Origin of the sequence: Bradyrhizobium sp. CCBAU 11357 (genome assembly GCF_028128865.1) — a bacterium.
GTDB lineage: Bacteria > Pseudomonadota > Alphaproteobacteria > Rhizobiales > Xanthobacteraceae > Bradyrhizobium.
In genome coordinates this window covers 168,189-193,573 of sequence record NZ_LBJW01000102.1, presented here as the reverse complement: position 1 = coordinate 193,573, position 25,385 = coordinate 168,189, and the positions used below count along the sequence as shown (strand labels likewise).

The 25,385-nt window shown below is 65.0% G+C and carries 20 protein-coding genes; 9 read left to right on the top strand and 11 right to left on the bottom strand.

All coding sequences use genetic code 11. From position 1 onward, the window contains the following. Window positions 1-66: 66 nt before the first annotated feature. From XI05_RS20640 to XI05_RS20620, 5 genes are all read left to right on the top strand, one after another. Complete coding sequence (locus tag XI05_RS20640) at window positions 67-960, top strand: ABC transporter permease (protein WP_271505152.1); 894 nt, start codon at window positions 67-69, stop codon at window positions 958-960. Further along, window positions 960-1,967, top strand: coding sequence for an ABC transporter ATP-binding protein (locus XI05_RS20635; RefSeq protein ID WP_271505150.1), 1,008 nt, complete (start codon window positions 960-962; stop codon window positions 1,965-1,967). The genes XI05_RS20640 and XI05_RS20635 overlap by 1 nt, the downstream gene beginning before the upstream one ends. After that, on the top strand, window positions 1,964-2,950 hold the full coding sequence (locus XI05_RS20630) for an ABC transporter ATP-binding protein (protein WP_271505148.1): 987 nt from the start codon (window positions 1,964-1,966) through the stop codon (window positions 2,948-2,950). The genes XI05_RS20635 and XI05_RS20630 overlap by 4 nt, the downstream gene beginning before the upstream one ends. A gap of 283 nt (window positions 2,951-3,233) precedes the next feature. Beyond that, entirely contained in the window at window positions 3,234-4,211 is a 978-nt protein-coding gene (locus XI05_RS20625; protein WP_271505147.1) for an ABC transporter substrate-binding protein, read from the top strand. 538 nt (window positions 4,212-4,749) lie between these two features. Beyond that, a complete protein-coding gene (locus tag XI05_RS20620; RefSeq protein WP_271505145.1) occupies window positions 4,750-5,001 on the top strand; it encodes a hypothetical protein in 252 nt (83 codons plus the stop codon). Window positions 5,002-5,073: 72 nt separating this feature from the next. Here the strand turns inward: XI05_RS20620 and XI05_RS20615 are convergent, their stop codons facing one another. The 10 genes from XI05_RS20615 to XI05_RS20570 form a co-directional block, all read right to left on the bottom strand. Further along, entirely contained in the window at window positions 5,074-5,820 is a 747-nt protein-coding gene (locus XI05_RS20615) for a C13 family peptidase (protein ID WP_271505144.1), read from the bottom strand. Between the two features lie 397 nt (window positions 5,821-6,217). Next, window positions 6,218-6,973 carry a ThuA domain-containing protein gene (locus XI05_RS20610; RefSeq protein WP_271505143.1) on the bottom strand — a complete coding sequence of 252 codons (756 nt, stop codon included), beginning with the start codon at window positions 6,971-6,973 and terminating at the stop codon, window positions 6,218-6,220. 192 nt (window positions 6,974-7,165) lie between these two features. Then, window positions 7,166-7,969 carry a hypothetical protein gene (locus tag XI05_RS20605; RefSeq protein WP_271505141.1) on the bottom strand — a complete coding sequence of 268 codons (804 nt, stop codon included), beginning with the start codon at window positions 7,967-7,969 and terminating at the stop codon, window positions 7,166-7,168. Between the two features lie 242 nt (window positions 7,970-8,211). After that, window positions 8,212-10,185 (bottom strand): acetyl-CoA carboxylase biotin carboxylase subunit, encoded by a 1,974-nt coding sequence (locus tag XI05_RS20600; protein WP_271505139.1) that lies wholly within the window; start codon window positions 10,183-10,185, stop codon window positions 8,212-8,214. Further along, entirely contained in the window at window positions 10,182-11,798 is a 1,617-nt protein-coding gene (locus XI05_RS20595; protein ID WP_271505137.1) for an acyl-CoA carboxylase subunit beta, read from the bottom strand. Before XI05_RS20595 ends, XI05_RS20600 begins: the two co-directional genes overlap by 4 nt. A gap of 100 nt (window positions 11,799-11,898) precedes the next feature. After that, window positions 11,899-12,765: a 3-keto-5-aminohexanoate cleavage protein gene (locus tag XI05_RS20590; protein ID WP_271505135.1), complete on the bottom strand. Its 867-nt coding sequence runs from the start codon at window positions 12,763-12,765 to the stop codon at window positions 11,899-11,901. 231 nt (window positions 12,766-12,996) lie between these two features. Further along, on the bottom strand, window positions 12,997-13,797 hold the full coding sequence (locus XI05_RS20585; protein WP_271505133.1) for a helix-turn-helix domain-containing protein: 801 nt from the start codon (window positions 13,795-13,797) through the stop codon (window positions 12,997-12,999). 194 nt (window positions 13,798-13,991) lie between these two features. Next, window positions 13,992-14,648 carry a glutathione S-transferase family protein gene (locus XI05_RS20580; RefSeq protein ID WP_212255900.1) on the bottom strand — a complete coding sequence of 219 codons (657 nt, stop codon included), beginning with the start codon at window positions 14,646-14,648 and terminating at the stop codon, window positions 13,992-13,994. After that, window positions 14,648-15,811, bottom strand: a complete 1,164-nt coding sequence (locus XI05_RS20575; protein WP_271505131.1) for an acyl-CoA dehydrogenase family protein — start codon at window positions 15,809-15,811, stop codon at window positions 14,648-14,650. Before XI05_RS20575 ends, XI05_RS20580 begins: the two co-directional genes overlap by 1 nt. A 120-nt stretch (window positions 15,812-15,931) precedes the next feature. Further along, window positions 15,932-17,068 carry an acyl-CoA dehydrogenase family protein gene (locus XI05_RS20570; RefSeq protein WP_271505207.1) on the bottom strand — a complete coding sequence of 379 codons (1,137 nt, stop codon included), beginning with the start codon at window positions 17,066-17,068 and terminating at the stop codon, window positions 15,932-15,934. Between the two features lie 266 nt (window positions 17,069-17,334). On the opposite strand from XI05_RS20570, the gene XI05_RS20565 reads away from it, so the two are divergent. Next, window positions 17,335-18,885: an acyl-CoA synthetase gene (locus XI05_RS20565; RefSeq protein WP_271505129.1), complete on the top strand. Its 1,551-nt coding sequence runs from the start codon at window positions 17,335-17,337 to the stop codon at window positions 18,883-18,885. 120 nt (window positions 18,886-19,005) lie between these two features. On the opposite strand, the gene XI05_RS20560 is transcribed toward XI05_RS20565, so the two are convergent. Continuing rightward, window positions 19,006-19,776 carry a helix-turn-helix transcriptional regulator gene (locus tag XI05_RS20560; protein WP_271505127.1) on the bottom strand — a complete coding sequence of 257 codons (771 nt, stop codon included), beginning with the start codon at window positions 19,774-19,776 and terminating at the stop codon, window positions 19,006-19,008. A gap of 187 nt (window positions 19,777-19,963) precedes the next feature. On the opposite strand from XI05_RS20560, the gene XI05_RS20555 reads away from it, so the two are divergent. The 3 genes from XI05_RS20555 to XI05_RS20545 all read left to right on the top strand — a co-directional run bounded on the left by XI05_RS20555 (window position 19,964) and on the right by XI05_RS20545 (window position 25,323). Further along, entirely contained in the window at window positions 19,964-22,228 is a 2,265-nt protein-coding gene (locus XI05_RS20555) for a marine proteobacterial sortase target protein (RefSeq protein ID WP_271505125.1), read from the top strand. 172 nt (window positions 22,229-22,400) lie between these two features. Continuing rightward, window positions 22,401-22,970 carry a class GN sortase gene (locus XI05_RS20550; RefSeq protein ID WP_271505123.1) on the top strand — a complete coding sequence of 190 codons (570 nt, stop codon included), beginning with the start codon at window positions 22,401-22,403 and terminating at the stop codon, window positions 22,968-22,970. Between the two features lie 136 nt (window positions 22,971-23,106). Then, entirely contained in the window at window positions 23,107-25,323 is a 2,217-nt protein-coding gene (locus XI05_RS20545) for an acetate--CoA ligase family protein (protein WP_271505121.1), read from the top strand. Window positions 25,324-25,385: the final 62 nt, after the last annotated feature.

The following is a 25,385-nucleotide window of genomic DNA, read 5'->3' as shown; positions in this document are numbered from 1 at the left end:
CTCACCCGGCGCTACGCGCCGACCTCTCCCCGATGGGGAGAGGTGTTTCTCCCCGCGGAGAGGCATATGGCCGCCATTGATTTCGACGTTGAACTGAGGCGGGCCGGGGCGCATGCGACCGGGGGCTGGCGGCGCGTGCTGTTCATGGCGCAGCGGCACGTGCTGGGCGCGGCCGGGCTCGTCATCATGACGGCGTTCGTGCTGACGGCGATCTTCGCCGATGTCATCGCGCGCTATGATCCGCTGACGGTGGATTCCGCCCGCGCGCTGGCGCGCCCGAGCCTGGCGCACTGGATGGGCACCGATTCCTTCGGCCGCGACGTGTTCAGCCGCATCATCCACGGCGCGCGGATCTCGCTCGCGGTCGGCATCGGCTCGACCGCGCTCGGCGGCACCATCGGCGTGATCGTCGGCCTCACCTCGGGCTATCTCTCGGGCTGGGTCGATCTCGTGTTCCAGCGCGTCTCGGACGTGCTGCAGGCGCTGCCACTGCTGGTGCTGGCGCTGGTGATGACGGCCGCGCTCGGGCCGTCGCTGCCCAACGTGATCATCGCCATCGCCATTCCGCTGATCCCGACGGTGGCGCGCGTCATCCGCGCCAACACGCTGGCGCTGCGCGAGCAGCCGTTCGTGGAGGCCGCAAAATCGATTGGCATGAGCGAGACGCGCATCGCGCTGCGCCACGTGCTGCCGAACACGCTGGCGCCGCTGATCGTGCTGGCGACGGCGCAGCTCGGCTCGACCATCCTGACCGAGGCCTCGCTGTCGTTCCTCGGCCTCGGCATTCCCGAACCCTATCCGTCATGGGGGCGCATGCTGTCCGAATCCGCCGCCGAATATGTCCGCACCGCGCCGTGGCTCGTCATCTTCCCGGGCATCGCGATCAGCCTCGCCGTATTCGGCGCCAATCTGTTCGGTGACGCCCTGCGCGACATCCTGGATCCGAGGCAGCGCGGCTGATGGCAGACAAGACCGATCTCGTGCTCGATGTGAAGAACCTGAAGACGGTGTTCTTCACCAATTCCGGCCTGTTCAAGGCGGTCGACGACCTCTCCTTCAGCGTCAGGCGCGGCGAGACGCTGGCGATCGTCGGCGAATCCGGCTGCGGCAAGAGCGTCACCGCGCTGTCGCTGATGCGCCTCGTGCCAGATCCGCCCGGCCGCATCGTCGGCGGCTCGGTCTCGCTCGAAGGCACCGACCTGCTGGCGCTGGATGAATCAGAGATGCGCGCGGTCAGGGGCAACCGCATCTCCATGATCTTCCAGGAGCCGATGACCTCGCTCAATCCGGTGATGCGGATCGGCGACCAGATCGTCGAAGCGGTGCGGCTGCACCGGAATATCTCGTCCAAAGAGGCGCAAGGCATCGCGGTCGAGATGCTGCGGCTGGTGCGCATCCCCGAACCGGCGCGGCGGGCGCGCGAATATCCCCATCAGCTCTCCGGCGGCATGCGCCAGCGCGCGATGATCGCAATGGCGCTGGCGTGCCGGCCGGCGCTCCTGATCGCGGACGAGCCGACCACCGCGCTCGACGTCACCATCCAGGCGCAGATCCTGGCGCTGATCCTCGACCTCCAGAAGGAGCTCGGCACCGGGCTGGTGCTGATCACGCACGATCTCGGCGTTGTCGCGCAGACCGCGCAACGCGTGATCGTGATGTATGCGGGGCGGAAGGTCGAGGAAGCCAGCGTCGAGGCGCTGTTCGCCGCGCCCAAGCATCCCTACACGCGGGGACTGATGGCTTCGATCCCGGCCGTGCCGGCCTCCGGCGTCGCCGCGCCGGCGCGGCTGAACGAAATCCCCGGCACGGTGCCATCGCTGGTGCGGCTGCCGCAAGGCTGCGCCTTCGCGCCGCGCTGCAAGCTCGCCATCAAACGTTGCGAAGCCGAATATCCGCCGCTGGCGGATTGGGGCGGCGGCCATCTCGCCGCCTGCTGGCGCGCGGAAGAAGTCGCGGAGGTGGCATGACCGAGGCGCTGCTCGAAGTCACCGACCTCAAAAAGCACTACCCCGTGCGCGCCGGCGTGCTGCGAAGGCAGGTCGGCACCGTGCATGCGGTCGATGGCGTCTCGTTCGCGCTTGGCACCGGCGAGACGCTCGGCCTCGTCGGTGAATCCGGCTGCGGCAAGTCCACGGTGGCGCGCAGCGTGCTGCGGCTGGTCGAGCCGACCTCGGGTCAGATCCGGCTCGACGGCGAGGACATCACGCATCTTTCCAAGACGGCGCTGCGGCCGCATCGCCGCTCGATGCAGATCGTGTTCCAGGATCCTTTCGCTTCCCTCAATCCGCGCATGACCGCGGGCGACATCGTCGGCGAGCCGCTCGCCGTGCACGGGCTCGCCACCGGCAAGGCGCTGGAAGCGCGGGTCGCAACATTGTTCGAGCAGGTGGGGTTGCGGCCCGACCAGATGCGCAATTTCCCGCATCAATTCTCCGGCGGCCAGCGCCAGCGCATCTGCATCGCCCGCGCACTGGCGCTGGGACCGCGCCTGATCGTCTGCGACGAGCCGGTCTCCGCGCTCGACGTCTCGATCCAGGCGCAGGTGATCAACCTTTTGATCGACCTGCAGCGGCAGCACGGCTTCTCCTATCTCTTCATCGCGCACGACCTCGCCGTGGTCGCCCATATCAGCCACCGCGTCGCCGTGATGTATCTCGGCCGCATCGTCGAGATCGCCGACAAGGACGAGCTGTTCCGCAATCCCAGGCATCCCTATACGCAGGCCCTGCTCGCCTCGGTGCCGATCGCCAATCCGCTGGCGAAGAAGCTCGCGCCGCTGGTCGACGGCGACGTGCCGAGCCCGGTCAACCCGCCCTCAGGCTGCGCATTTCACACCCGCTGCCGGTTTGCGATGGAGCGCTGCAAGACGGAGCGGCCGGCGCTGCTGGATGCCGGCGACGGCCATCAGGTGGCGTGTTTGCTCAATGACGGGACGGGGCGCGGCCGCTAGGGCATGTACTCATAAACGCGATGTCAGCTCCTGAGGGACGAGCGGAAATCTTCTGCTGGGCGGAGCGTTGCCCGCTTTTGGCCCGAAGCGGACAAGCACACCCTTTCACATGCTCTGAGTCTCAGCTCTCGTTTGCACTTCCGAATTTCGCCGGCTACGGTTGAGCAAAATTCGCGACGTAACCGTCGTCGAAAGCCATGCGTCACAGAGATGCAGCGCACCGCTTTATTTTCACGTGCAGCTGTGTATTTATCCCGCGACAAGAATGCTGCCGAGAGTACTGATGAACAGCCGCCGCAAACTTCTCGCCGCGTTTGGCGCAACCACTCTGGCGATGCCGTTCCGTGCATTCGCGCAGCAGCCGTCGGGAAAAATCCCGCGTCTTGGAATCCTGCTGTTCAATTCACCCCAGATCGATCCGGTCTACGTGCTGGTCGACGCTCTGGCAGCGCTCGGGCATGTCGTTGGGAAAACCATCGTGCTGGAATACCGCTATGCGGAGAGTAAGGCCGAGCGGCTTCCCGCGCTCGCCGCGGAATTGGTGGAGCTCAAGCCCGATCTGATCTTCGCCTATGGCGGGGACGTGGCGCCGCATGTGAAACGGGCGACCAGCACAATCCCGATCGTGGCCTTGGTCAGCAACGACCCCGTCCAGAGCGGCTTGGTGGCGAGCGTCAGCCGTCCCGGCGGCAACGTCACCGGCGTCACGCTGGTTTACGACGAACTCGCGGGCAAGGTGCTTGAGCTTCTGAAAGAGGCGGTGCCGGAGATTTCCCGGGTGGGGGTGCTGTGGAACCCGGACCATGCCGATCCGGAATACCGCGAGACCCTGCGGGCGGCGAACGCGCACAAAATTCAACTGCAATCCCTCGAGGTCCGCCGGCCCGGCGATTTCGACGGCGCATTCGAGGCCGCCAAGCGTGAGCGCGCGGAGGGTATGGTCATCGTGTCGTCACGACTGTTGTTACTGCAGAAGCAGAAGATCGTGCAGTTCGGCGCAGACAACCGCATCATCATGGCAGGCACCTGGGCCGACTGGGCCAAGGACGGATTGCTGCTTACCTATGGACCGAGTCCGGCGGACGGGATGCGGCGGATCGCGTCCTATCTGGACAAGGTCATCCGGGGCGCGCGCCCCGCAGATCTGCCGATGGAGCGGCCGGCGCGTTTCGACCTGACCATCAATCAGAAGGCAGCGAACACGCTCGGCATCAAATTTCCGAACGCGATGCTGGTGCGGGCCGACGGGGTGATCGAATAGGTCCAGCTCTGAGCGCGATGGGGTGGCCACCCCTTGCCACCTGCGATAGCTGAGTTGCTTGCCCGACTTCGCTACTCTCGTCGGACGGCCTAAGCCTGTCCGCTCCTGGCCCGTGGCTGACTTCCCCTCTTAGGTCCCACGGTCCGCTTCCGAGGCTGAGCGGAAAGCGATCGCGGAGCCGCCAAGGACAGCCTTTGGCCCACAGCTGACTTCCTCTGTTCATTGAAAATTGAGCATTCGCCGTGTTCTCGGTTGACGGGCTGCTGTTTGTGCAACCCACAAGAGGTTGGCGTTGTCGGCACTTTGTCCCGGGTCAAGGACCGAGATCAAGCGTGAACCCTCTCTGCAAAACAGCAGTCTTGGCTCTACTTGCTGCTACGAGCTTGTCTGTAGTGGCTTGTTCTCCGCAGGAGGACGTGCACCTCACCTGCGCGACGACTATTTTTGTCGCCGACAAGCTCGCAGGCCATTTTGGCTCATCCTGTTGACTGTCGGAACGCAACCATAACAGGCGGGTACGATTGTCGAGCAACAGCACATGACACACAACACTTGGATTGCGCTCTATTTCACTTTCCTGGTGTTCATCCATGAGTTGACGCGTGATCCCAGCAAATTCGTCCCTGCCTTCGTTGTCCTTTTGATGCTCGGTTATATCGGCTTCGAATGTATCCGCGGCTTTCGTCTCGGGGGGCGGCGACTAGCGGACGACCATGATCAAGAGCCGCAGGGCACAAATTCTGATGACCGCAAGTGGCCGAATGCGAAGCCTAAGCGGGCAGCCAAATAGTCTGCTTATCGAGTGTGACCGGACACCGCGATACGCCCGCGGGCAATAGCGTCTGCGCTCACGGCCGGTTGTTTAAGGGCGTCCGACGAGCAATGGCAGCACGTTTGCACCGCCTGCCATGAGCGGATTCGACGGCTCGAAATGTTCCCGCAATTCTCGCTTCCGGACGAGTGAGCGCGCATCGAGAAACGCATCCTTCAGACTGGCAGCTTTTCGCAGCGCGACGTTGAAAAAAGCGTCCCCAAAATAGGTCCACTTGGCCTTGTCCTGGCAGCCGAACGACGGATGCTTGTCATCGGCCGCGGTGATGACCAGCACATCGGGAGTCGCCAGGCGCGGGATAAAAACCCCGGAATAACAAGCCGAGATGACCACCACCTTGTGTCGCACAACTGTCTTCGCGAGCATGTCGCGGAGACGAGATGGTGTAAGCGTTTCTGTGAGCCGCCCCGCCTTGATTGCAAGGCCATCAGGAGAGCCATGCGAGGTGAGAATCAAAAACAGAACATCTTTCTCGGGATCCAAGCGATTGGCTGCCGCCTGCAACGACTTGCTCAGAGCTTCGATCGTTGCACTTCCCCCTTTCTTGGAATTGTACTCCACGTTGATCGGTCCAGTCTCGAAACGGCCGGCCACGACCTGAGCCGCGCCGGTCGCCTCGGATCTAAACACGCTTTGATCCCCATACAGGCCAAAGGACACCACGCCAACCTTTGCAGCGCCCTCAATAGCATGCACCGGAGGAACGAATGGCCAGATGGTCAGAAAAAAAGCGACGAGCGGCGCGCCGAGCCACCTGATCGAGTACCTGGAGGTCATCGCGAACCTCGTTTCGAGATCGCTGCTTCAGAACTGCGGCTCAACACAAAATAGAGGAAAGTCAGCGGATTTTCATCCTTCGGAATGGAAGTGCAAGGGCCCGGACATGGCCGACGGCGACGTTCGATGCGCCTCAAAAAAGGCAGCTTGTCAGGAAGGACCGGAAGCCCCGATCCGGCACATTGAGGGTCGAGTCTGACCCAAACTCGAAGTGATAACCAGCATTGAGCGTGCAGTGGCCTACGTTCTTGTCTTTCAGTTCTTTGCAGCGTGGGATACTTCCGATAATCCGACATGCCGGGCGACAGCCAGTCTCGATCAACGCGAGCGGCATTGTCGATATCGCCACAATATTTGCCTGTAGGAAATGCACAAGCGGCATGGCAATCCGGTTGCACTAGGTCGACCTTCTCGTAGACCAGAGGATAGCGTTAGTGAGGATTTTCTGACAGCGCGGGTCCTGCCAGACCGACGCCGCGTGGCCAAGCGCCGAATAGAATACTCGCCCCTCGCCGTAAAATCGTTTCCAGGCGAGCGGCCAACCATAGAAGCGTTGATGCACACCGGCCTTATTGAGGTCCACCGAACTTTGGTCGAGGCGCAGGAGCACGCGTGATCCGCGATAGTCGAAGTCGCTGATCTGGTAGATTTCGTCGTTCAACTGCAACGAATTCCCCAGAAACGCCACCAGTGGGTCTGCAACATCAGTCACCTCGATGGTCACACTCTGATGCCAGGGATGACCATTGAAATAGCCGCCGATCAGATCGAGATAGTCTGGCCAAGTGTAGAATGTGTCCGTGGCCGAGTGAACGCCGAGAAAGCCACGGCCCGAGCGCACAAAGTTGAGAAGTGCTATCTTTTGGGCACCGCTCATCGGAATTTCACCGCTTGTGTAGAACATCACAGCGGCGTACCGCTCGAGGTTTCCGGTCGAAAATTCAGACAAGTCTTCCGTTGCGATGACTTCAAAGGCACCGGAATTCCTTCCAAGCTGCGTCAGGATTGCTTCGGAAAGTGGTATGACGTCGTGCCGATAGCCGGCCGAGTATGTGAAATAGAGGACACGCTCTGGCGGGCGCTCTGCACGCGCGCCGATCGGGCGGATGGCCGCCGCGCTGCTGACGACTGCGATGAACTCGCGTCGCGTCACAATCCTCTCCCGATGCTTAACCGGCCAGAAAAGCTTAACACATATCAGCGCGCCGCGCGCCCGCGGCGCCGCGCTACCCCCGCGGTTCAATTGACTTGGCAATGTCGCTTAATGGCCCGTCAGCGACATTGGAAGATAGCTCTTCTTCGCCGGTGTTGGGGCTTAAGCGGACATCAGTCGGCGGCCAGCCGCTTAATGAGTACTGGGCCCAGATCCAAGCGCCCGGATCACCGGCCAGGCCGCGAGCGCGGCGGCGAGGTGCTTGAGCGTGTGGCCCGAGATCACGTGCCCGGTCGCCTCGAACACCGTTGCATCGCCGAGTTCGAACAGCTTGGCCAGCACATAGAAGACGATCACGCCGCCGAGCGGCACGCCGAGTGCGCCGGGCCTCGGGCGTGTCAACGCGAGGCCCACGGCCAGCGCCATGCCGCCGAACTGCACCACCACCCATGGCGTGAGATTCTCGCGTGCGACCCAGGCAGCTAATAGACCCGCGATCATCGTCAGCACCAGCACCGCTTCACCTGCGCGCGTGCTGATGCGCTCGCTGGCCGCGATGCCGAGAAAGCCCGCGAATGCCACCGCCATGCCGAGACGATCGGCGACGAGTCGTTGCGGCACATCGGGGTCGAGATGATAGAAGCCCGAGCCCAGGCACGTGAGGATCAGCCCGACGAAGAACCAGCTCGCACCCGCCGGCGCATCATTGCGGGCACGCAGCCGCTCGGAGCCCCAGACGCCCATCGCGAGAAAAGCCAGATTGCTCAGCACATCGCCGGCGTTGGGCACGCCGAACCAGGTGCGGTCGTCGACGAAATGCGGGATGTGCCAGGCGGAGGCTGGCAGTGCGGGTGCGAAGAACGCAGCCAGGATCAGGATGAAGAATGCACCGGCCAAGTATTTTTCGCGGGCTTGCAGCGCGCCAAGCGCGAAACGGCGAGACAGTGAAGGCAGCCTGGCAGTGGCCGCTTGGGCGGGATCATCGGCGTGCAGCATGCGAGGCTCCGGGTTGATTGAACAAAGTTCATTATTTGTAGTCCAGGACTGAACAATGTTCAATGGTGATTATGTGCAAGCTTTTGCGGGCGAATACCCCGTTGAAATCGTTGGTATTTCCGGGAGGTCCTGTAGGGTGGGCAAAGCGGAGCGTGCCCACTATCCCGCTTCATAATCGACATTCGTGGGCACCGCGCTTCGCGCCCTTGCCCACCCTACGATTGCGGAACTCGCGGCACCGGCTAAGCCCCGATCTCCGCGACGATCCGTCCCGTCGTGACCTGCTCGCCTTCGGCGACGTCGATCGCGCTGACCACGCCGTCGATGCCGGCCTTGTGGACGTGCTCCATCTTCATCGCTTCCAGCGTCAGCACCGGCTGGCCGACGGTGACGCGGTCGCCGGGCTTGACGAGAACGGCGACGACGCGGCCGTTCATGGCGGCGCGGACCTTGCCGTCGCCGCCATTGCTTGCGGCGGCCTTCGGCGCGGCGAGGGTGAGATCGGTGACCGCGAGCGGGATGCCGCGGTGCTGGAGATGGAGCCGATCGCCGTCACGCAGGAATTTGGCGCTGTCCATCACACCAGCGTGGCGGAAGCGGATGGCGTCGGGATCGAGCTCGTCGATCTCGAATTTATACTGGCGGCCTTCGGCGGCGACGGTGTAGCTGCCGTCGCGTTCGCGCGTGATGTCGAGCTCGTGCGCGTGGCCGGCAATCTCGATTTTCGCCGGCAGCGGAAAAGTGGCGGCGAGGCTCCGCCCGTCCTGCCAGGACGGCGCACGCGGGTTGGTGACGTAGAGCACCAAGCCCGCCAGCGCCGTCTCGAATGCCGCGTCCGCGCGCGGCGCCAGCAATTCATCGCGATGCGCGCCGATGAACGCCGTCGTCGCTTCGCCCTTGGCAAAGCCGGGATGACGCAGGCAGGACAACAGGAACGCCTGGTTCGTGGTTACGCCGAACGCGGTGAGCTGCTCCAACCCGACGATCAGCCGCCCCCTCGCCTCCTCGCGTGTGGCGCCGTGGCTGATCACCTTGGCGATCATGGAATCGTAGAACGGCGGGATCTCCGAGCCCGATTGCAACGCGTGCTCGACGCGGATGCCCTCTGGCACGTGCCAGCGCGCCATGCGGCCGGACTGCGGCATGAAATCCTGCGCGGCGTCTTCCGAGCAGAGCCGGACCTCGATGGCGTGGCCGGAGAACTTGATGTCCTGCTGCTTCACCGGCAATGGCTCGCCACGCGCGACGCGCAGCTGCAGCTCGACGAGATCGAGCCCGGTAATCGCCTCGGTGACGGGATGCTCGACCTGGAGCCGCGTGTTCATCTCCATGAAGTAGAACGCGCCGCTGGAATCGAGCAGGAATTCAAGCGTGCCGGCGCCCTCATAGCGCAGCGCCTTGACTGCGGCGACCGCAACCTCGCCCATCTTCGCGCGCAGCTCCGGCGTGACCGCGGGCGACGGCGCCTCCTCGATCAGCTTCTGATGGCGCCGCTGCACCGAGCAATCGCGCTCGCCGAGATGGATGGCGTTGCCGTGGCTGTCGCCGAACACCTGGATCTCGATGTGGCGCGGATTCTGGATGGCGCGTTCGAGGATGAGTGTGGGATCGCCGAACGCGGCCTTCGCTTCCGACCGCGCGCTGCGCAGCGCATCGGGGAACGACGCCGCATCGGTGACGAGTCGCATGCCGCGCCCGCCGCCGCCGGCGACCGCCTTGATCATCACGGGAAAGCCGATCGCTCTGGCTTCCGCGAGCATGGCCTCGTCGCCCTGCTCAGTGCCCTGGTAGCCGGGCACGATGGGCACGCCGGCTTTCTTCATGATCTCCTTGGCGCCGGCCTTGTTGCCCATCGCCTCGATCGCCTGCGGCGACGGGCCGATGAAGACGAGGCCGGCTTCCTTGCAGGCGCGCGCAAACTCCTCGTTCTCGGCGAGGAAGCCATAGCCGGGGTGAACGGCATCCGCGCCGCTGGCCCTGGCCGCGGCGATGATCGCGGGAATGTTCAGATAGGATTGCGCCGGCAGGGCTTCGCCGATGCGCACGGCCTGATCGGCCTGCCTCACATGAAGCGCATCGCGATCGGCATCCGAATAGACCGCGACGACGCCAAGGCCGAGCTGCCGCGCACTGCGCATCACGCGCAGCGCGATCTCGCCGCGGTTGGCCACCAGGACCTTGAAGAACGGCCGCTGCTGCACTGATCCGTTCCTCATGGGCGCGCCACCGAGAATTGCATGCGCTGGGGCGTGCGCGCATCGCCCTCGCGGCAGATCGCGAGCACCTCCGACAGCACGGCGCGGGTGTCGCGCGGATCGATCACGCCGTCATCGAGCACGCGGGCGCTGGTGGAGAACACATCCATCTGGCCGTCGAACACGCCGATGATTTGCGCCTTCATCGCGTCCAGTTTGTCCTTCTCGATCGGCTTGCCGCGGCGGGCTGCTGCCGCCTCGGTCACGATCGCCATGGTCTCGGCCGCCTGCTCGCCGCCCATCACCGCGGTCTTGGCGTTGGGCCAGGAGAAGCAGAAGCGCGGATGGAAGCCGCGGCCGCACATGCCGTAATTGCCGGCACCGAACGAGGCGCCGCAATAGATGGTGATCTGCGGCACCGTCGCCGACGTCACCGCCTGGATCATCTTGGAGCCGTGCTTGATCATGCCGGCTTCTTCATAGGCCTTGCCGACCATATAGCCGGTGGTGTTGTTGAGATAGAGCAGCGGCGTGCGGGTCTGGCAGCAGGCCTGGATGAAATGCGTCGCCTTGTTGGCGCCGGCGGGGTCGAGCGGGCCGTTGTTGGTGATGATGCCGACGGCCTGGCCCTCGATGCGGGCATGGCCGCAGACGGTGGCCGGGCCGTAATTCGGCGCCATCTCGGTGAAATCGGAATCGTCGACGATGCGCGCGATCACCTGCTTCATGTCGACCGGGCGCTTGTGGTCCATCGGCATGATGCCGAGCAGCTCGTCCTGATCGTAGCGCGGCGGCTTGAACTCTGGAGCCGCCCTGCCCGGCCGCTCCCATTCCATCGCCGCCATGATCTCGCGCGCGATGCGAAGCGCGTCGCGATCGTCCTCGGCGAGATAGTCGCCCAAGCCGGAGATTTGCGTATGCATCTCGGCGCCGCCGAGCTCTTCCTCGGTCGCGATCTCGCCGGTCGCCGCTTTCAGCAGCGGGGGTCCCGCCAGGAAGGCGCGGGTGCGGCCGCGCACCATCACGATGTAGTCGGAGAGACCCGTTTGATATGCGCCGCCCGCGGTGGAGGAGCCGTGCGTCACGGTGACGACCGGCAGGCCGGCGGCCGAGAGCCGCGCCAGGTTGCGAAAGATGTTGCCGCCGCGCACGAAATCCTCGACGCGGTAGCGCAGCAAATTGGCGCCGGCGCTTTCGACCAGCTGGACGTAGGGCAGCTTGTTCTCCAGCGCGAGCTCCTGCACCCGCAGCGTCTTGTCGAGGCCGTAAGGCTGCAGCGCGCCGGCGTCGATGCCGGAATCGCTGGCGCTGACCATGCAGCGGATGCCCGAGACGAAGCCGATGCCGGCGATGACGCCGCCGCCCGGCACGCTCTTGCTCGCATCCGGCACGTCGAACATGTAGCCGGCGAGCGTCGACAGCTCGATGAAGGGCGCGCCGGGATCGAGCACCAGCGCGACGCGCTCGCGCGGGAGCAATTGGCCGCGCTTGTGGAAGCGGTCCTTCGCCGCGGCCGAGGCCGCGCGCGTGCGCTCTTCCAGCGCGCGCATGCGATCGATCAGCCCGAGCATGCCGTCGCGGTTGGCGTGGTAGCTGGCGCTGCCGGGGGAAATGGTGTTTTCGATGGTGGACATGACAGACCTTGATCGTCATTCCGGGGCACGCGAAGCGTGAACCCGGAATCTCGAGGTTCCGGGTCCGATGCTACGCATCGCCCCGGAACGACGGGGATGTTCAGCGATTCGTCCCAAAGATCTTCCGCGCCTCGGCGGGGCTCGCGATCTCGCGGCCGGCGCGCCTTGCGCAGGCGGCGACGGCTTCGATGAGCTGGCCGTTCGATGTCACCTTCTTGCCGTCGGCGAGGTAGAACGTGTCCTCGAGACCGGTGCGCAAGTGGCCGCCGAGCTCGGCGCAGCGCTGGTGCAGCGGCCAGATCTCCTCGCGGCCGATGGCGGTGACCTGCCAATGCGCTTCGGGACGCTTCAGCTTGATCAGGATCGGCAGCAATTCAGGGTCGGCCGGCATGCCGGAGGCGACGCCCATCACGAAGTTGTATTCAAGCGGGCCCTTGTACATGCCGACTTGGGTGTACATGCCGACGCAGCGGACGATGCCGACGTCGAAGCACTCGAACTCGGGGATGGTGCCGACCGCGTTCATGACGTCGAGATAGTCCTTCACCTTCTCGACCGAATTGTCGAACATCATCGGCGGCCAGGCCCAGCTGTTGTCGGCCTTCACCTTCAGGTAGTTCAGCGAGCCGGCGTTGCAGGCGGCGATCTCCGGCCTGGTCTCGCGAATGCAGTCGAGCGCGCCTGAATAATTCGGCCCCGACACACCCGAGGTGTGGTTGATGATCACGCCGGGACAGGCTTCGCGGATCGCCTGCTGGATTTCCTTGCTGACCACGACCTCCCAGGACGGCAGATGTCCCTTGCCCGGCCCCTGCTGGCGCAGATGGATGTGCATGATGGACGCGCCGGCCTCGAACGCAGCCTTGGCCTCGCGCGCCATCTGCTCGGGCGTCACGGGCACGTTGTGCTGCCTGGGGTCGGTGAGCACGCCGTTCAGCGCGCAGGTGATGACGGCCTTGTCGCTCATGCGTTCAATGTCTCGCACGTTGAGAATTCAACGCTTGCGATCATGTGCCGCGCGACATGCGGCTTCTTGCGCGGAGAAGCTGGGAAAGGACGAGCTTTCGTCGGGTGGGCAAAGGCGCCCTTGCGCCGCGCCCACCACTCTCGGTGTTTGGCAAAGATGGTGGGCACGCTTCCGCCTACGCTCTTCGAGCTACGGCGGACAAGTCGCTTTGCCCACCCTACGAGAGCGGCGTTAACCCGCCTCCGCCATCCGCACCGTTTCGGTGCTGCGATAGATCGCGAGATCCCGCGAGCCGACGAAGATCGCGCGCGGCTTCAATCCGTAGAAGCGGCGGATCGAGTGGCTGAAATGCGTGGAATCGGGATAGCCGATGTCCTGCGCGAGATGGGCGAGGTTGAGGTCCTGGTTGGCGAAGTGCAGCAGATGCCGCGCGCGCTTCCAGGCCCGGAAGGAGCGGAACGAGATGCCGGTCTCCTCCTTGAACAGATGCAGGAAGCGCGAGGCCGAGAGGCCAGCTTCCGCGGCGCAGGTGTCCGCCGTCACCGGCTCGCCGGAGAAGCGCTCGATGCGTGCCACGGCGCGCGAGATGCGCGGGTCGAGCACACGGCGCGGCAGCGCCTCGCCGAAGCACATCTCGTCGAACTCGGCGGTGGTGATGTCGCCATAACGGCGCTGGCGCAGCAGCGCGTAGGCGGCGAGGATCTTGCGGGCATAGGCGGCCCGATCGGGTCCGGTCAGGCGCACGGCCAAGGCTTCGATCACGCCATCCGGCATGCTTTCCGGCTCCAGCGTCACGCTGATCACGGTACGATAGTCGCTGGCGATGGAATGCCGCTGGTTCGGCAAGGTGACGAACAGCTCGCCGGTGGCGAGGACGTCGTCGATGGTGAGGTGCAGATTGCCCTTCACCGCGACATAGACGTGGCAGCAACCGGGGGTCCGCTTGCGCGGACGGCCGAGCAGGCCCGCATAAAACACGCGCTCCGGCGTGATCAGCATCAGATGGTCGGATTCGCGACCGTTATATTCCATTGGGTTCCTCCTCGCGCGGCTCTCTGGCCGCTGCGGACGGAGGTCACCTTAGCGGAAATTTGGGCGCTGTCACGGTAGGATAGCGCTGTCATGGAAACATGCGCTGTCGTTCCGGGGCGCGCAAAGCGCGAACCCGGAACCTCGAGATTCCGGGTCGATGCTGCGCATCGCCCCGGAATGACGGCCAGAGGCCCTTACGCCCTCGCGCGAGGCGCGACATTCTGCTCTTCCCCGGCCTTTTGCTCCGCAGCAACGGCGCGCTTGTAGCCGTCGCGCTGCTGCAGGCGGGCCCAATAGGCTGCGACGTTTGGCCCGAAATCCTTGGCAAGCCCGATATTGCTCGCGAGCCGAAGCGCGTAACCGATGACAATGTCCGCGGCGGTGAAGCGGCCCGCGCACAATGTTTCGGCATTCGCCGTAGCTGCCTCGACGGCGCGCAGTCTCCCCAAGAACCATTTCGCGTAATCGGTGGCGACCTGCGGGTTGCGGCGCTCCTCCGGCTCGAGCTGGGTGTATCGCAGCACCAGCGTCTGCGGGAAGGTTAACGTGGCGTCGCTGAAATACATCCAGTTCAGGAACGTGCCATAGGCGGGATCTTCCAGGCCGACCATCAACGGCGTCGGGCCGTATTTGGTGCCGAGGTAATGGCAGATGCCGGAGGATTCCGTCATCCTGGTCTCGCCGTCGATCAGGAAAGGAATCGTGCCGAGCGGATTGATGCCGAGATAATCCTTGGCGAAGACGCGCGGCGGGAACGGCAGCATCTTCAATTCATAGGGCAGCCCCATCTCCTCCAGCATCCAGAGCGGACGGAACGAGCGCGCGGCGTCGCAATGATAGAGCGTGATCATCAGGCGTTCCCCTTACTACCCGGCAGCGTGCCCATCATCTTGCACAGGACCATCAGCATGACCTCGTCGGCACCGCCGCCGATCGACGTCAGGCGGCTGTCGCGATAGGCACGGCTGACCGGCGTCTCGTTGGTAAAGCCCATTCCGCCCCAATATTGCAAGCAGGCGTCGGTGAGCTCGCGGCCGAGCCGGCCGGCCTTGAGCTTGGCCATGGTCGCGAGCTTCGTGACATCCTCGCCGGCGACCAGCTGCTCGCCGGCGCGATAGATCAGCGCGCGCAAGAGTTCGACCTCGGTCTGCATCTCCGCGAGCTTGAAGTGCACGACCTGGTTGTCGAGGATCGACTTGCCGAACGCTTTCCGATTGCGCGTGTACGCGATGGTCTGGTCGATGATGTATTCGTGCGCCTTCAGACAGGCGGCCGCGCCCCAGAGCCGCTCCTCCTGGAACTGGATCATCTGGTAGGTGAAACCCTGGCCCTCCTCGCCGATCCGGTTGCGCTTGGGCACACGGACATTGTCGAAGAAGATCTGCGCGGTGTCGGAGGAGCGCATCCCCATCTTGTCGAGTTTTCGCGCGACAGTGACACCCTTGGCCTTCATGGGCACGCAGATCAACGATTTGTTGCGGTGAACGGGACCGTCGCCGGTGTTGGCGAGCAGGCAGATCCAGTCGGCCTGCGTGCCGTTGGTGATCCACATCTTGCCGCCGTTGATGACGTAATCGTCGCCGTCGGAGCGTGCCTGGGTCTTGATCGAGGCGACGTCGGAGCCGGCGCCGGGCTCCGAGACGCCGATGCAGGCGACGTAGTCACCGGAGATCGAGGGGCTGAGGAATTCGCGCCGCACCTCGTCGGAGCCGAAGCGCGCCAATGCCGGCGTTGCCATGTCGGTCTGCACCCCGATCGCCATCGGCACGCCGCCGCAGGTGATGGCCCCGAGCTCCTCGGCCATCATCAGCGCGTAGGAATAGTCGAGGCCCGAGCCGCCGAACTCGACGGGCTTGTTCAGGCCGAGGAAGCCGAGGCTGCCCATGTTCTTGAACAGCTCGTGCGCCGGGAAGATGTCGGCCTTTTCCCATTCATCGACGTGAGGATTGATCTCGCCCGCGATGAATTTTTGTAAGGAGCGGCGGATGTCGTCGTGGTCGGCGGTGAATAGCATTCTTTCCCCTTTGTCATTCCGGGGCATCGCGCAGCGATGAGCCCGGAATCCATTTCTCGACGGTGCTTGCGGCGCGATGGATTCCGGGCTCGCGCTTCGCGCGCCCCGGAATGACGGCGTTCACAACCCCATCTGCCGCGACGCCAGATCCTTCATGATCTCCTCGGTGCCGCCGCCGATGGCGTTGACCTTGACCTCACGGTAGATGCGTTCGGCCTTGATGCCGCGCATGAAGCCGGCGCCGCCGAAGATCTGCACGGCCTCCGAGGCGCAGAACGCCATGGTCTGCGTCGCCTGGTTCTTCATCATGCAGATTTCGGCGACCGGGCTCTCGCCCTGCTCGAGCCGCCAGGCCAGCATTTCCAGCATCGCTTGCGAAGCCGCCACCTTCTGCGCCATGTCGACGATCTTGTGCCGGATGACCTGGTGCTGCGCGAGCGGCTTGCCGAAGGTTTTGCGTTCCTTGGCATAGGCGATCGCCTCGTCGAGGCAGACCCGCGCGAAGGCGGTGCAGCTCGCCGCCATGCCCATGCGCTCGCTGTTGAAGTTCTGCATGATGATCTTGAAGCCCTGGCCCTCCTCGCCGATCAGGTTCTCCGCGGGCACGCGGCATGCGTCGAAATGCAGCGTCGCGGTATCGGAGGCCCACCAGCCCATCTTCTTCAGCTTCGTCCGCGACAGGCCGGGCGTGTCGCCTTCGATCAGGAGCAGGCTGACGCCGCCGGCGCCCTCGCCGCCGGTGCGCACCGCAACGGTCAGATAATCGGCACGCATCCCTGACGTGATGAAGGTCTTCTCGCCGCTCACGACGTAGTGCTCGCCGTCGCGCCGCGCGCGGGTGCGCAGGTTCGCGACGTCGGAGCCGCCGCCCGGCTCGGTGATGGCGAGCGCGGAGATCTTCGCGCCGGCCAGCACCTGCGGCAGCACGCGCGCCTTTACCTCGGCCCGTGCGGCCCGCGCGATCGGCGGCGAGCCGATGGTGTGGCTCATCAGGCTCGCGCTGACGCCGCCCGCGCCGGCGCGCGCAAGCTCCTGGCTCGCCACGATCTTCATGAACTGGTCGGCGGCGATGCCGCCATATCCTTCCGGGAATCCAAGTCCCAGCAGACCGATTTCGGCCGCCTTGCGGTAGAGCTCGCGCGGGAATTCGCCGGCTTCGTCCCATTCATGGGCGAAGGGCGCGATCTCCTTCTCGACGAAGCGCCGCATCACGTCGCGGAACGCGTCGTGCTCGGCGGTATAGAACGGGCTCTTCATCGCGGGACTTGCCTCGAACGGATTCGTCTCGGCCACCATGGCTGGAACCTTGGCCGCTCACTTGCGCGGAGTGGCTGATTGGCGCGGACGGTTCAAGCATGGCAGCAAGCCAGCAACTCAACGCAAGACGATTTTCACCGCTTGCAGGCCAACTCTGGCGCAAAAAGACGTTGCTGCAAAGACTCCGGCTGGCCCCAGGCCCAGGCCGGGCATGGTGCGCAAGCCGCAAGAAAGCGGGCGGTATGAAGCCGCCGAGGGAGACATCTTTGGCCGTTCGCTATTACGACTGGATCGCCCATCATGCCCGCCGCGCGCCTGACAAGGCCGCGGTCGTCGACCTCGCGAGCGAGCGCCGCTTCACCTATTCGCAGCTCGATGCCCGCGTTTCACGCCTCGCCTCGTTGCTGCGCCACACGCTCAACGTCTCGCGCGGCGACCGCGTCGCGGTGCTGGCGCTGAACACGACCGATACGCTGGAGGTGCAGTTCGCCTGCGGGCGGCTGGGGGCGATCTTCGTGCCGCTCAACACCCGCCTCACGGTACCCGAGCTTCAGTTCATCACCGCCGACTGCGCGCCGAAGGTGATGATCCACGATACTGATCTGGCCGAGACGGCGCTCAGCGTGGCGAAGCTCTGCGGCGTCGCGACCAGCCTGCTGCTTGGACCCGGCGGGTCCTATGAGGCCGGCATCGCCGCCGCAAAGCCGCTGGAGCGCGCCGAGGACGTGACGCTCGATGACGTCTCGACCATCATGTACACGTCGGGCACGACCGGCCATCCCAAGGGCGCGACCATCACCCATGGCATGACCTTCTGGAATTGCGTCAATCTCGGCGGCCCGGCCTGCATCGGGCCGACCTCGGTGCTGCTCACCGTGCTGCCGCTGTTTCACACCGGCGGACTCAACTGCTACACCAATCCCGTGCTGCATGCCGGCGGCACCGTGATGATCATGCGCGCCTTCGATCCCGGCACGGCGCTCGGCCTGATCAACGATCCCGCGCAGGGCATCAACGTGTTCTTCGGCGTGCCTGCGATCTACCAGTTCATGGCGCAGAACCCCGCTTTCGCGACCACCGATCTCAGCCGGCTGATCGTCGGCGGTGTCGGCGGCGCACCGATGCCGGTGCCGCTGTTGAAGGTGTGGGAAGCGCGCGGCGTCGCGCTGCAGCAGGGCTACGGCATGACCGAGACTTCGCCGGCCGTGCTGGTGCTCGACCGCGAGGATGCAGCGCGCAAGGCCGGCTCGGCCGGCAAGCCGGTGCTGCACACCGAGGTGCGCATCGTGCGCCCCGACGGCAGCGACGCCGATGTCGGCGAGCTCGGCGAACTCTGGGTCAAGGGCCCCAACATCACGCCGGGCTACTGGAACAGGCCGGAGGCGAACAAGACCTCCTTCACCGACGGCTGGCTGCACACGGGCGACGCCACCCGCGTCGACGAGGAAGGCTTCTACTACATCGTCGATCGCTGGAAGGACATGTACATCTCGGGCGGCGAGAACGTCTATCCGGCCGAGGTCGAGAACGTGCTGCACCAGCTCAACGCCATCGCGGAAGCTGCCGTGATCGGCATTCCTGATGCGCAATGGGGCGAGGTTGGCCTTGCCATCATCGCGACCAAGCCGGGACACGAGCTGACGGAAACCGAGCTGTTCGCCCATTGCGCGGCCAATCTGGCGCGCTTCAAATGCCCGCGCCAGATCCGCTTCGTCGATGCGTTGCCGCGCAACGCCACCGGCAAGATCCACAAGCCGACCTTGCGCAAGGCGTTTTCGGCGGCGTCCGAAATCGACAAGAAGGTCGCCAACGCCTGATCGAAGCGCCCCTTGCGGGCGCTTTCTTGAGCGCATGTGGTGACTGACGTCGCGAGCGGCGCTCGGCGATGCCCGCAAGCCTCAACGCGTCGGAAGGCGTGCTGAACGAGATCGAAGCGGTTATGCCGGCAGGAAGAGCGCGAAGGGCTCTTCCACCGTGCGACGCAGGTGCTTTCGGTACAGCTCATAATTGGCATCGCCGGACGCGACCCGGCCCAGAGACGGCTTCGCAACATTCCTGAGCGGCACATAGGCGATCGGCGCCGCGATCGGCGTGAGCTGCGACCCGGGCCCGGCGCGCAGCGTCGAGATGATGCCATACATCTCGCCGGATACCGTCGGCCGCGACACCGTGATCACGCGGTGCTGGCCATGCTTGATGATGACGAGGTAGATGAAGCCAGACTGATGCGGGACGGCGACCTCGCCGGTATGTTCGTAGGCGGCGTCGGTCCGATCGCCCTCGCGAAAGACCAGCGACGAGACTTTCGGCTCCCACGCGATGTCGGTGCGATAGGCGAAAATCGCATCCTTGTCGCCGAACGACGGCCGCAAGGTGATGTAGACGTCCTCGAGCCAGGTCACCGCGCGATGGGCATAGGAACCGAGGCTGTCGGGCGCGACGTCGCTTGCGGCCGCGGGCGTCGCCACGACAACACTTTTGCGCAAGGAGACGCCGAGCGCCTGCTCCAGCCGGACTGTCGTCGCCAGCGTGAACGGGCGCCGGCCGCCGAGCACCTTCTCCAGCGTCGACAGGCTCAGCTTGGCCTGCTCGGCCAGCGCCTGCCGGGAGATCCGCCGCCGGGCGAGCTCCTCGCGAATGGTCTCGGCGATCTCGCGGCTCTGCTCGTCCGAAAGCTGCTTGTCGGTGAGTTTGTCCTGCGTCTGCATCGTCAGCCCCGCTCCAGGATGGTCACTCTAGCAGGGCGGACAAACCAGCACAAAACCGCACATGACCGCCCCGGCCGAAGCGAGCCGGGGCCGGCCGCGGCGGAACATTGCCGATCATTCTGCTCGCGAATTGCCGCCCCGCAGGCGGATGCTGAGGGCCAGCAAACATGCTGCGGGAGCAAGCCAAATGGACGCCTACGACACGGCCGACAGCGACGAACACTCCCTGTTGAGCCGCCTCATCAAGGTCGGGCTGTTCCTTCTCGCGCAAGGCATCGCAGTGATGCTGGTCGCCTTCCTGGCCCTGCTGGTGAGTTTTGGCGCGAGCTGGTCGGCAACGACTGAACAGGCCAGCCTGCTCCAGCCCGGCGAAGCACGCTCGGGCAGCCTGCTGCTGAAGCAGGACGGCGTCACCCTAGAGGCCATCCGCCTCGGGACCGATGTCGACATCACGGTGTCGGGCCCGACCTTGCGCGCCCGCGTCACACAAGCATTCCGCAACCCGAGCAAGGATTGGGTCGAGGCCACCTACGTCTATCCGCTCGCGGCCGGCGGCGCCGTCGACACGCTGAAGATGGTGGTCGGCGACCGCGTCATCGTCGGCGACATCAAGGAGCGGCAGCAGGCGCGCGTGATCTACGAGGAGGCGCGCCGCGCCGGCCAGAAGGCCGCGCTCACGGAGCAGGAACGGCCGAACATCTTCACCAACTCGGTCGCCAATATCGGTCCCGGCGAAACCGTGCTGGTGCAGATCGAGTACCAGGAGCCGGTGCATCAAGTCGGCAACGACTATTCGTTACGCCTGCCGCTCGTGGTCGGGCCGCGCTACAATCCCGCGCCGATCGTCCAGAGCGTCGACTTCCGCAAGGATGGCTCGGGCTGGGGCGCCGCGACGTCGGACCCGGTGCCGGATCGTGAGCGCATCTCGCCCCCTGTGCTGGATCCCGCCAAGAATGCGCCGGTGAATCCGACCAGCATCACGGTACGCCTGCAGGCCGGCTTCGCGCTCGGCGAGATCAAGAGCCACCATCACAACGTCAAGACGGAAAGCCCGGACAATGCGACGCGCGTGGTGACGCTCGCCGACGGTGCCGTGCCCGCCGACCGTGACTTCGAGCTGACCTGGAGGCCGGCTGGGGAGAAAGCGCCGTCGGTCGGCCTGTTTCGCGAGCATGTCGGCGATGCCGATTATTTGCTCGCCTTCGTCACCCCGCCGAGCGCCGAGCAGGCGACGCAGAAGCCGCTGCCGCGCGAGGTCGTGTTCGTGATCGACAATTCCGGCTCGATGGGCGGCACCTCCATCGTGCAGGCCAAGGCGAGCCTGCTCTACGCCCTCGGCCGCCTGCAGCCGAATGACCGCTTCAACGTGATCCGCTTCGACGACACCATGGACGTGCTGTTTCCGGCCTCCGTCCCGGCCGATGCCGCGCATGTCGGCGAGGCGACCTCCTTCGTCGGCGCCTTGCAGGCGCGCGGCGGCACCGAGATGGTGCCGGCGATGCGCGCGGCACTGACCGACAAGCTCGGCGACACCGGCATGGTCCGCCAGGTCGTGTTCCTGACCGACGGCGCGATCGGCAACGAGCAGCAATTGTTCGATGCGATCACGACGATGCGCGGCCGCTCGCGCGTCTTCATGGTCGGCATCGGATCTGCGCCCAACACCTATCTGATGACCCGCGCCGCCGAGCTCGGCCGCGGCGCCTTCACCCACATCGGGTCCGTCGAGCAGGTCGAGGAGCGCATGCGCGGCCTGTTCGCCAGGCTGGAGAATCCGGCCGTGACCGGCCTCACCGCAAAGTTTTCCGAAGCCAATGCCGACGTCACCCCGGCGATCATTCCCGACGTCTATCGCGACGAACCTCTGGTGCTGGCGGCCAGGCTCGACAAGCTCGCAGGCGCGCTCGAGATCAAGGGTCGCGTCGGCGACCGTCCATGGTCGGTGACGCTGCCGCTGCAAAACGCCGCCGAAGGCAAGGGCCTGTCGAAACTCTGGGCCAGGCGCAAGATCGCCGATGCGGAGGTGGCACGCACCCTGCGCGAGATGACACCCGAAGACTCCGACAAGGCGATCCTGGCGCTGGCGCTCGACCATCAGATCGTCACGCGGCTGACCAGCCTCGTCGCGGTCGACAAGACGCCAAGCCGGCCCGAGGGCGCGCCGCTGAAGCTCAGCGAGCTGCCGATCAACCTGCCCGCGGGCTGGGAGTTCGAGAAAGTGTTCGGCGAGCGGCCGCATCTGACGCCGACACAGCTGCGCGAACGTCACGCCGATGCGCGCAATCAGCCGGCGACGCGGCGGCCGACGCCTGCCGCGCCCGACGCGATCCGTCTGCCCAAGACCGCAACCTCGGCCGAGCTGAAGATGATCGCGGGTTTCATCCTGATCGTGCTCGCCCTGGTCCTGTTCGTGTTCAACCGGCGTCAGAGCTTGCTCACTGACACCGTTTGAGAGAGGAGCCCCCCGAACTCCTCTGTTAGCGCGCGCGGCTGCCCGTCCCCTACAACGGCCGCGCGCGCCTTTTTTCTCACGGTCATTGCGAGCGCAGCGAAGCAATCCAGGCTGCCTCCGCGGAACGACTCTGGATTGCTTCGCTTCGCTCGCAATGACGATCGTGGATAAAATGCCCCGCCTCATCTCTCCCCTGCTATTGGCGCTGATCGGCCTCCTCCTGTTCGGCGATGGCGCCTACATCCACGCCAAGGCCTGGCTGGCGCAGGTGCTGTTGGAGCGCGCTTTCGACCGAAGTGTTGCGACGGGCGTCGCGGTCAAGCCGTGGTCGTGGGCCGACACCTGGCCGGTCGCGCGGATCGAGGTCAAGCGGATCGGTGCCAGCGCCATCGTGCTGGAAGGCGCGAGCGGGCAGGCGCTCGCTTTCGGACCGGGCCATATCCAGCACACGGCAGATGCGGGCGAACGCGGGATTGCCGTCTATGCCGGCCATCGCGACACTCATTTTCGCTTCCTGAAGGATGTTGCCATTGGTGACGTCGTCGACGTCACGCGCAGCGACGGTCGACACTTTCGCTATCGCGCGGATTCCTCGGCCGTGGTTCGCTTCGATGCGTCCGGCATCGATCCCATGGCACAGGGTTTCGAGATTGTCCTCGCGACCTGCTGGCCATTCGACGCAGTCACTCCCGGACCCGAGCGCTACATCCTGCATGCGACATTGATTGGAGCCGACGGATAGATCGCCGATCGGGATTGACACGCACCGATGCGCACTTCATTCCACCACACGGCATACCAGCCACACAGTTGCCAAAGGACTCGCCATAGAACAGAGTGACGCAACACCAAACAAGAACAACAGGTGAGGTCACGCCATGGAAGCCCATGTGTCTGCTGCGTCCGCGTCCCGCCCATGGTCTCCGCCGCCTGACGCGGAAGACATCGTCAAGGGCATCCATGCCATGCTGCATCCGCACAACATCGTGCTGGTGGGCGCGACCGACAAGCCCGGCAATTATGCCGAACGCATCTGGAACAATCTGATCAAGTACGGCTACGAGGGCGGCCTCTATCCGGTCAACGCCAAGCGCGACGCCATCTGGGGCGTGCCCTGCTACAAGGACTTTGCGAGTCTTCCGGAGAAGCCCGATCATGTCCTGGTGCTGGTGCCTGCGCGCTTTGCCGTGCAGGTGATCCGCGACGCCGCCGCGGCCGGCGCGCGTTCGGCCACCATCGTCACCTCGGGCTTCAGCGAGCTGCAGGATGACGAAAGCCAGAAGCTCGCTGCCGAATTGCAGGCGGCCGTGCGCGAGACGGGGCTCGCCGTGACCGGCCCGAACTGCCTCGGCAATTTGAGCGCCGGCGAAAAGCTCTTCACCAATATCGACGATCGCATCGTCACCATGGAGCAAGGCGCAGTCGCGATCGCCGGCCAATCCGGCGCCATCGTCATGGCGATCCGCCAGGCGCTGGAAGACCGCGGCGTCGGCGTCGGCTACATGGTGACCACGGGCAACGAGGCCGGACTCGAGACGCCGGATCTGATGCGCTATTTCGCCGAGGATCCGAGCATCAAGGTGATCGTCGTCTACCTCGAAGGCGTGCGCAACACCAAGGCCTTCCGCGACGCCTGCAAGGCAGCACGCGCGGCGAGCAAGCCTGTGATCGCGCTCAAGCTCGGCGCCTCCGAAGGCGGCCGCGCCGCGGCGATGGCGCATACCGGCGCGCTCGCCGGCTCGATCGAGACGTTCGACGCGATCGCGACGCGCGAAGGGGTGATCCGGGTCGGCGGCCTCGACGAGCTGATCGAGACCACCGAGTGCTTCGTCCACGCTGGCTTGCCCAAAAGCGACCGGCTCGCCGCCGTGACGCTGTCCGGCGGCAAGCGCGGCATGCTGATCGACGCCTTCTACGCCGCAGGCCTGAACTTCGCGCCGCTGAGCCCGCATGTCAGTGCGGAGCTCGCGAAGATGCTCGGCCCCGGCTCGATCGTCGGCAATCCGCTCGACGCCGGCTTCGCCGCGGTGGTCGATCCCTCCGTCTACATGAAGTCGATCAAGCTGATGATCGACGATCCCGATATCGACATCGTCATCATCGATGCCGAGCTGCCGAAGGCGCCGCACGAGCTGCGCGAGCGCAACTTGCGCATCGTCAACGAGATGGCGAGCAAGGCCGGAAAGCCGGTGATCTATATCAGCGCGATGTCGATCGGCTTCACCGAGCACACTAAGGACTTGCGGAAGTCGCTGCCGCATCTAGCGGTCATGCAGGGCATGGACCGCGCGGTGACCGCGATCAAGTCGCTGCTCGCCTACGCCAAGCTGCGCAAGGAGGTGCCCGACATCGTCTCGAGCTCGAAACCCGCCGCGCGCGCCGTGCTGGAGAAGACGTTGACATCGGCGACCGGCGCCGCGCTCGACGAGGTCGCCTCGAAGAAGCTGCTCAGGGCCTACGGCATCCCGATCTCGAAGGAGGCGATCGCACAGACCGCGGCGGACGCGGTGAAGATTGCCAAGCAGATCGGTTTTCCGGTCGTGGCGAAGGTCGTCAGCGCCGAGATCCTGCACAAGTCGGACATCGGCGGCGTGGTGCTGAACCTCAATAGCGCGGCCGAGGTGAAGAAGGCGTTCGCCGACATCACCGCGCGCGTGGCGAAGCTCAAGGGCAAGCCGAAGCTCGACGGCATCCTGATCGCACAGCAGGTCAAGGCCGAGCTCGAGCTGGTGGTCGGCGCCTCGCTCGATGCCGAGATGGGCCCGGTCGTGCTGTTCGGCACCGGCGGCATCGACATCGAGCTGATGAAGGACGTCGCGCTCGCCGGCGCGCCGCTGGACGCAAGCGAAGCACGGCTCCTGATCGGCCGCACCAAGGCCGGCATCAAGATGCGCGGCTTTCGCGGCAGGCCGGTCTTGCACGAGGCCTCGGCGGTGAAGGCGCTGGTCGGGCTGTCCAATTTGATTGCGGATGCGGGCGATCGCATCGCCTCGATCGACATCAACCCGTTCCTGATCAACACCAGGACCGGTGTCGCCGTCGATGCCCTGATCGTGCTGAACAACGCCGCGGCAAGGCGGGCGGCGGGACACTGAGGTCGCGCCGTGCCGTAGGGTGGATTAGCGCAGCGTAATCCACCACTTCGGTGCATCCACGC

Bases quoted from the DNA above. Each gene is read 5' to 3' on its own strand.
- XI05_RS20590 (WP_271505135.1), bottom strand. From the start codon at position 12,765: ATGAGCGACAAGGCCGTCATCACCTGCGCGCTGAACGGCGTGCTCACC.
- XI05_RS20545 (WP_271505121.1), top strand. From the start codon at position 23,107: ATGGAAGCCCATGTGTCTGCTGCGTCCGCGTCCCGCCCATGGTCTCCG.
- XI05_RS20620 (WP_271505145.1), top strand. From the start codon at position 4,750: ATGACACACAACACTTGGATTGCGCTCTATTTCACTTTCCTGGTGTTC.
- XI05_RS20585 (WP_271505133.1), bottom strand. From the start codon at position 13,797: ATGGAATATAACGGTCGCGAATCCGACCATCTGATGCTGATCACGCCG.
- XI05_RS20625 (WP_271505147.1), top strand. From the start codon at position 3,234: ATGAACAGCCGCCGCAAACTTCTCGCCGCGTTTGGCGCAACCACTCTG.
- XI05_RS20605 (WP_271505141.1), bottom strand. From the start codon at position 7,969: ATGCTGCACGCCGATGATCCCGCCCAAGCGGCCACTGCCAGGCTGCCT.
- XI05_RS20595 (WP_271505137.1), bottom strand. From the start codon at position 11,798: ATGTCCACCATCGAAAACACCATTTCCCCCGGCAGCGCCAGCTACCAC.
- XI05_RS20635 (WP_271505150.1), top strand. From the start codon at position 960: ATGGCAGACAAGACCGATCTCGTGCTCGATGTGAAGAACCTGAAGACG.
- XI05_RS20575 (WP_271505131.1), bottom strand. From the start codon at position 15,811: ATGCTATTCACCGCCGACCACGACGACATCCGCCGCTCCTTACAAAAA.
- XI05_RS20640 (WP_271505152.1), top strand. From the start codon at position 67: ATGGCCGCCATTGATTTCGACGTTGAACTGAGGCGGGCCGGGGCGCAT.
- XI05_RS20615 (WP_271505144.1), bottom strand. From the start codon at position 5,820: ATGACCTCCAGGTACTCGATCAGGTGGCTCGGCGCGCCGCTCGTCGCT.
- XI05_RS20600 (WP_271505139.1), bottom strand. From the start codon at position 10,185: ATGAGGAACGGATCAGTGCAGCAGCGGCCGTTCTTCAAGGTCCTGGTG.
- XI05_RS20560 (WP_271505127.1), bottom strand. From the start codon at position 19,776: ATGCAGACGCAGGACAAACTCACCGACAAGCAGCTTTCGGACGAGCAG.
- XI05_RS20630 (WP_271505148.1), top strand. From the start codon at position 1,964: ATGACCGAGGCGCTGCTCGAAGTCACCGACCTCAAAAAGCACTACCCC.
- XI05_RS20550 (WP_271505123.1), top strand. From the start codon at position 22,401: ATGCCCCGCCTCATCTCTCCCCTGCTATTGGCGCTGATCGGCCTCCTC.
- XI05_RS20570 (WP_271505207.1), bottom strand. From the start codon at position 17,068: ATGAAGAGCCCGTTCTATACCGCCGAGCACGACGCGTTCCGCGACGTG.
- XI05_RS20555 (WP_271505125.1), top strand. From the start codon at position 19,964: ATGGACGCCTACGACACGGCCGACAGCGACGAACACTCCCTGTTGAGC.
- XI05_RS20580 (WP_212255900.1), bottom strand. From the start codon at position 14,648: ATGATCACGCTCTATCATTGCGACGCCGCGCGCTCGTTCCGTCCGCTC.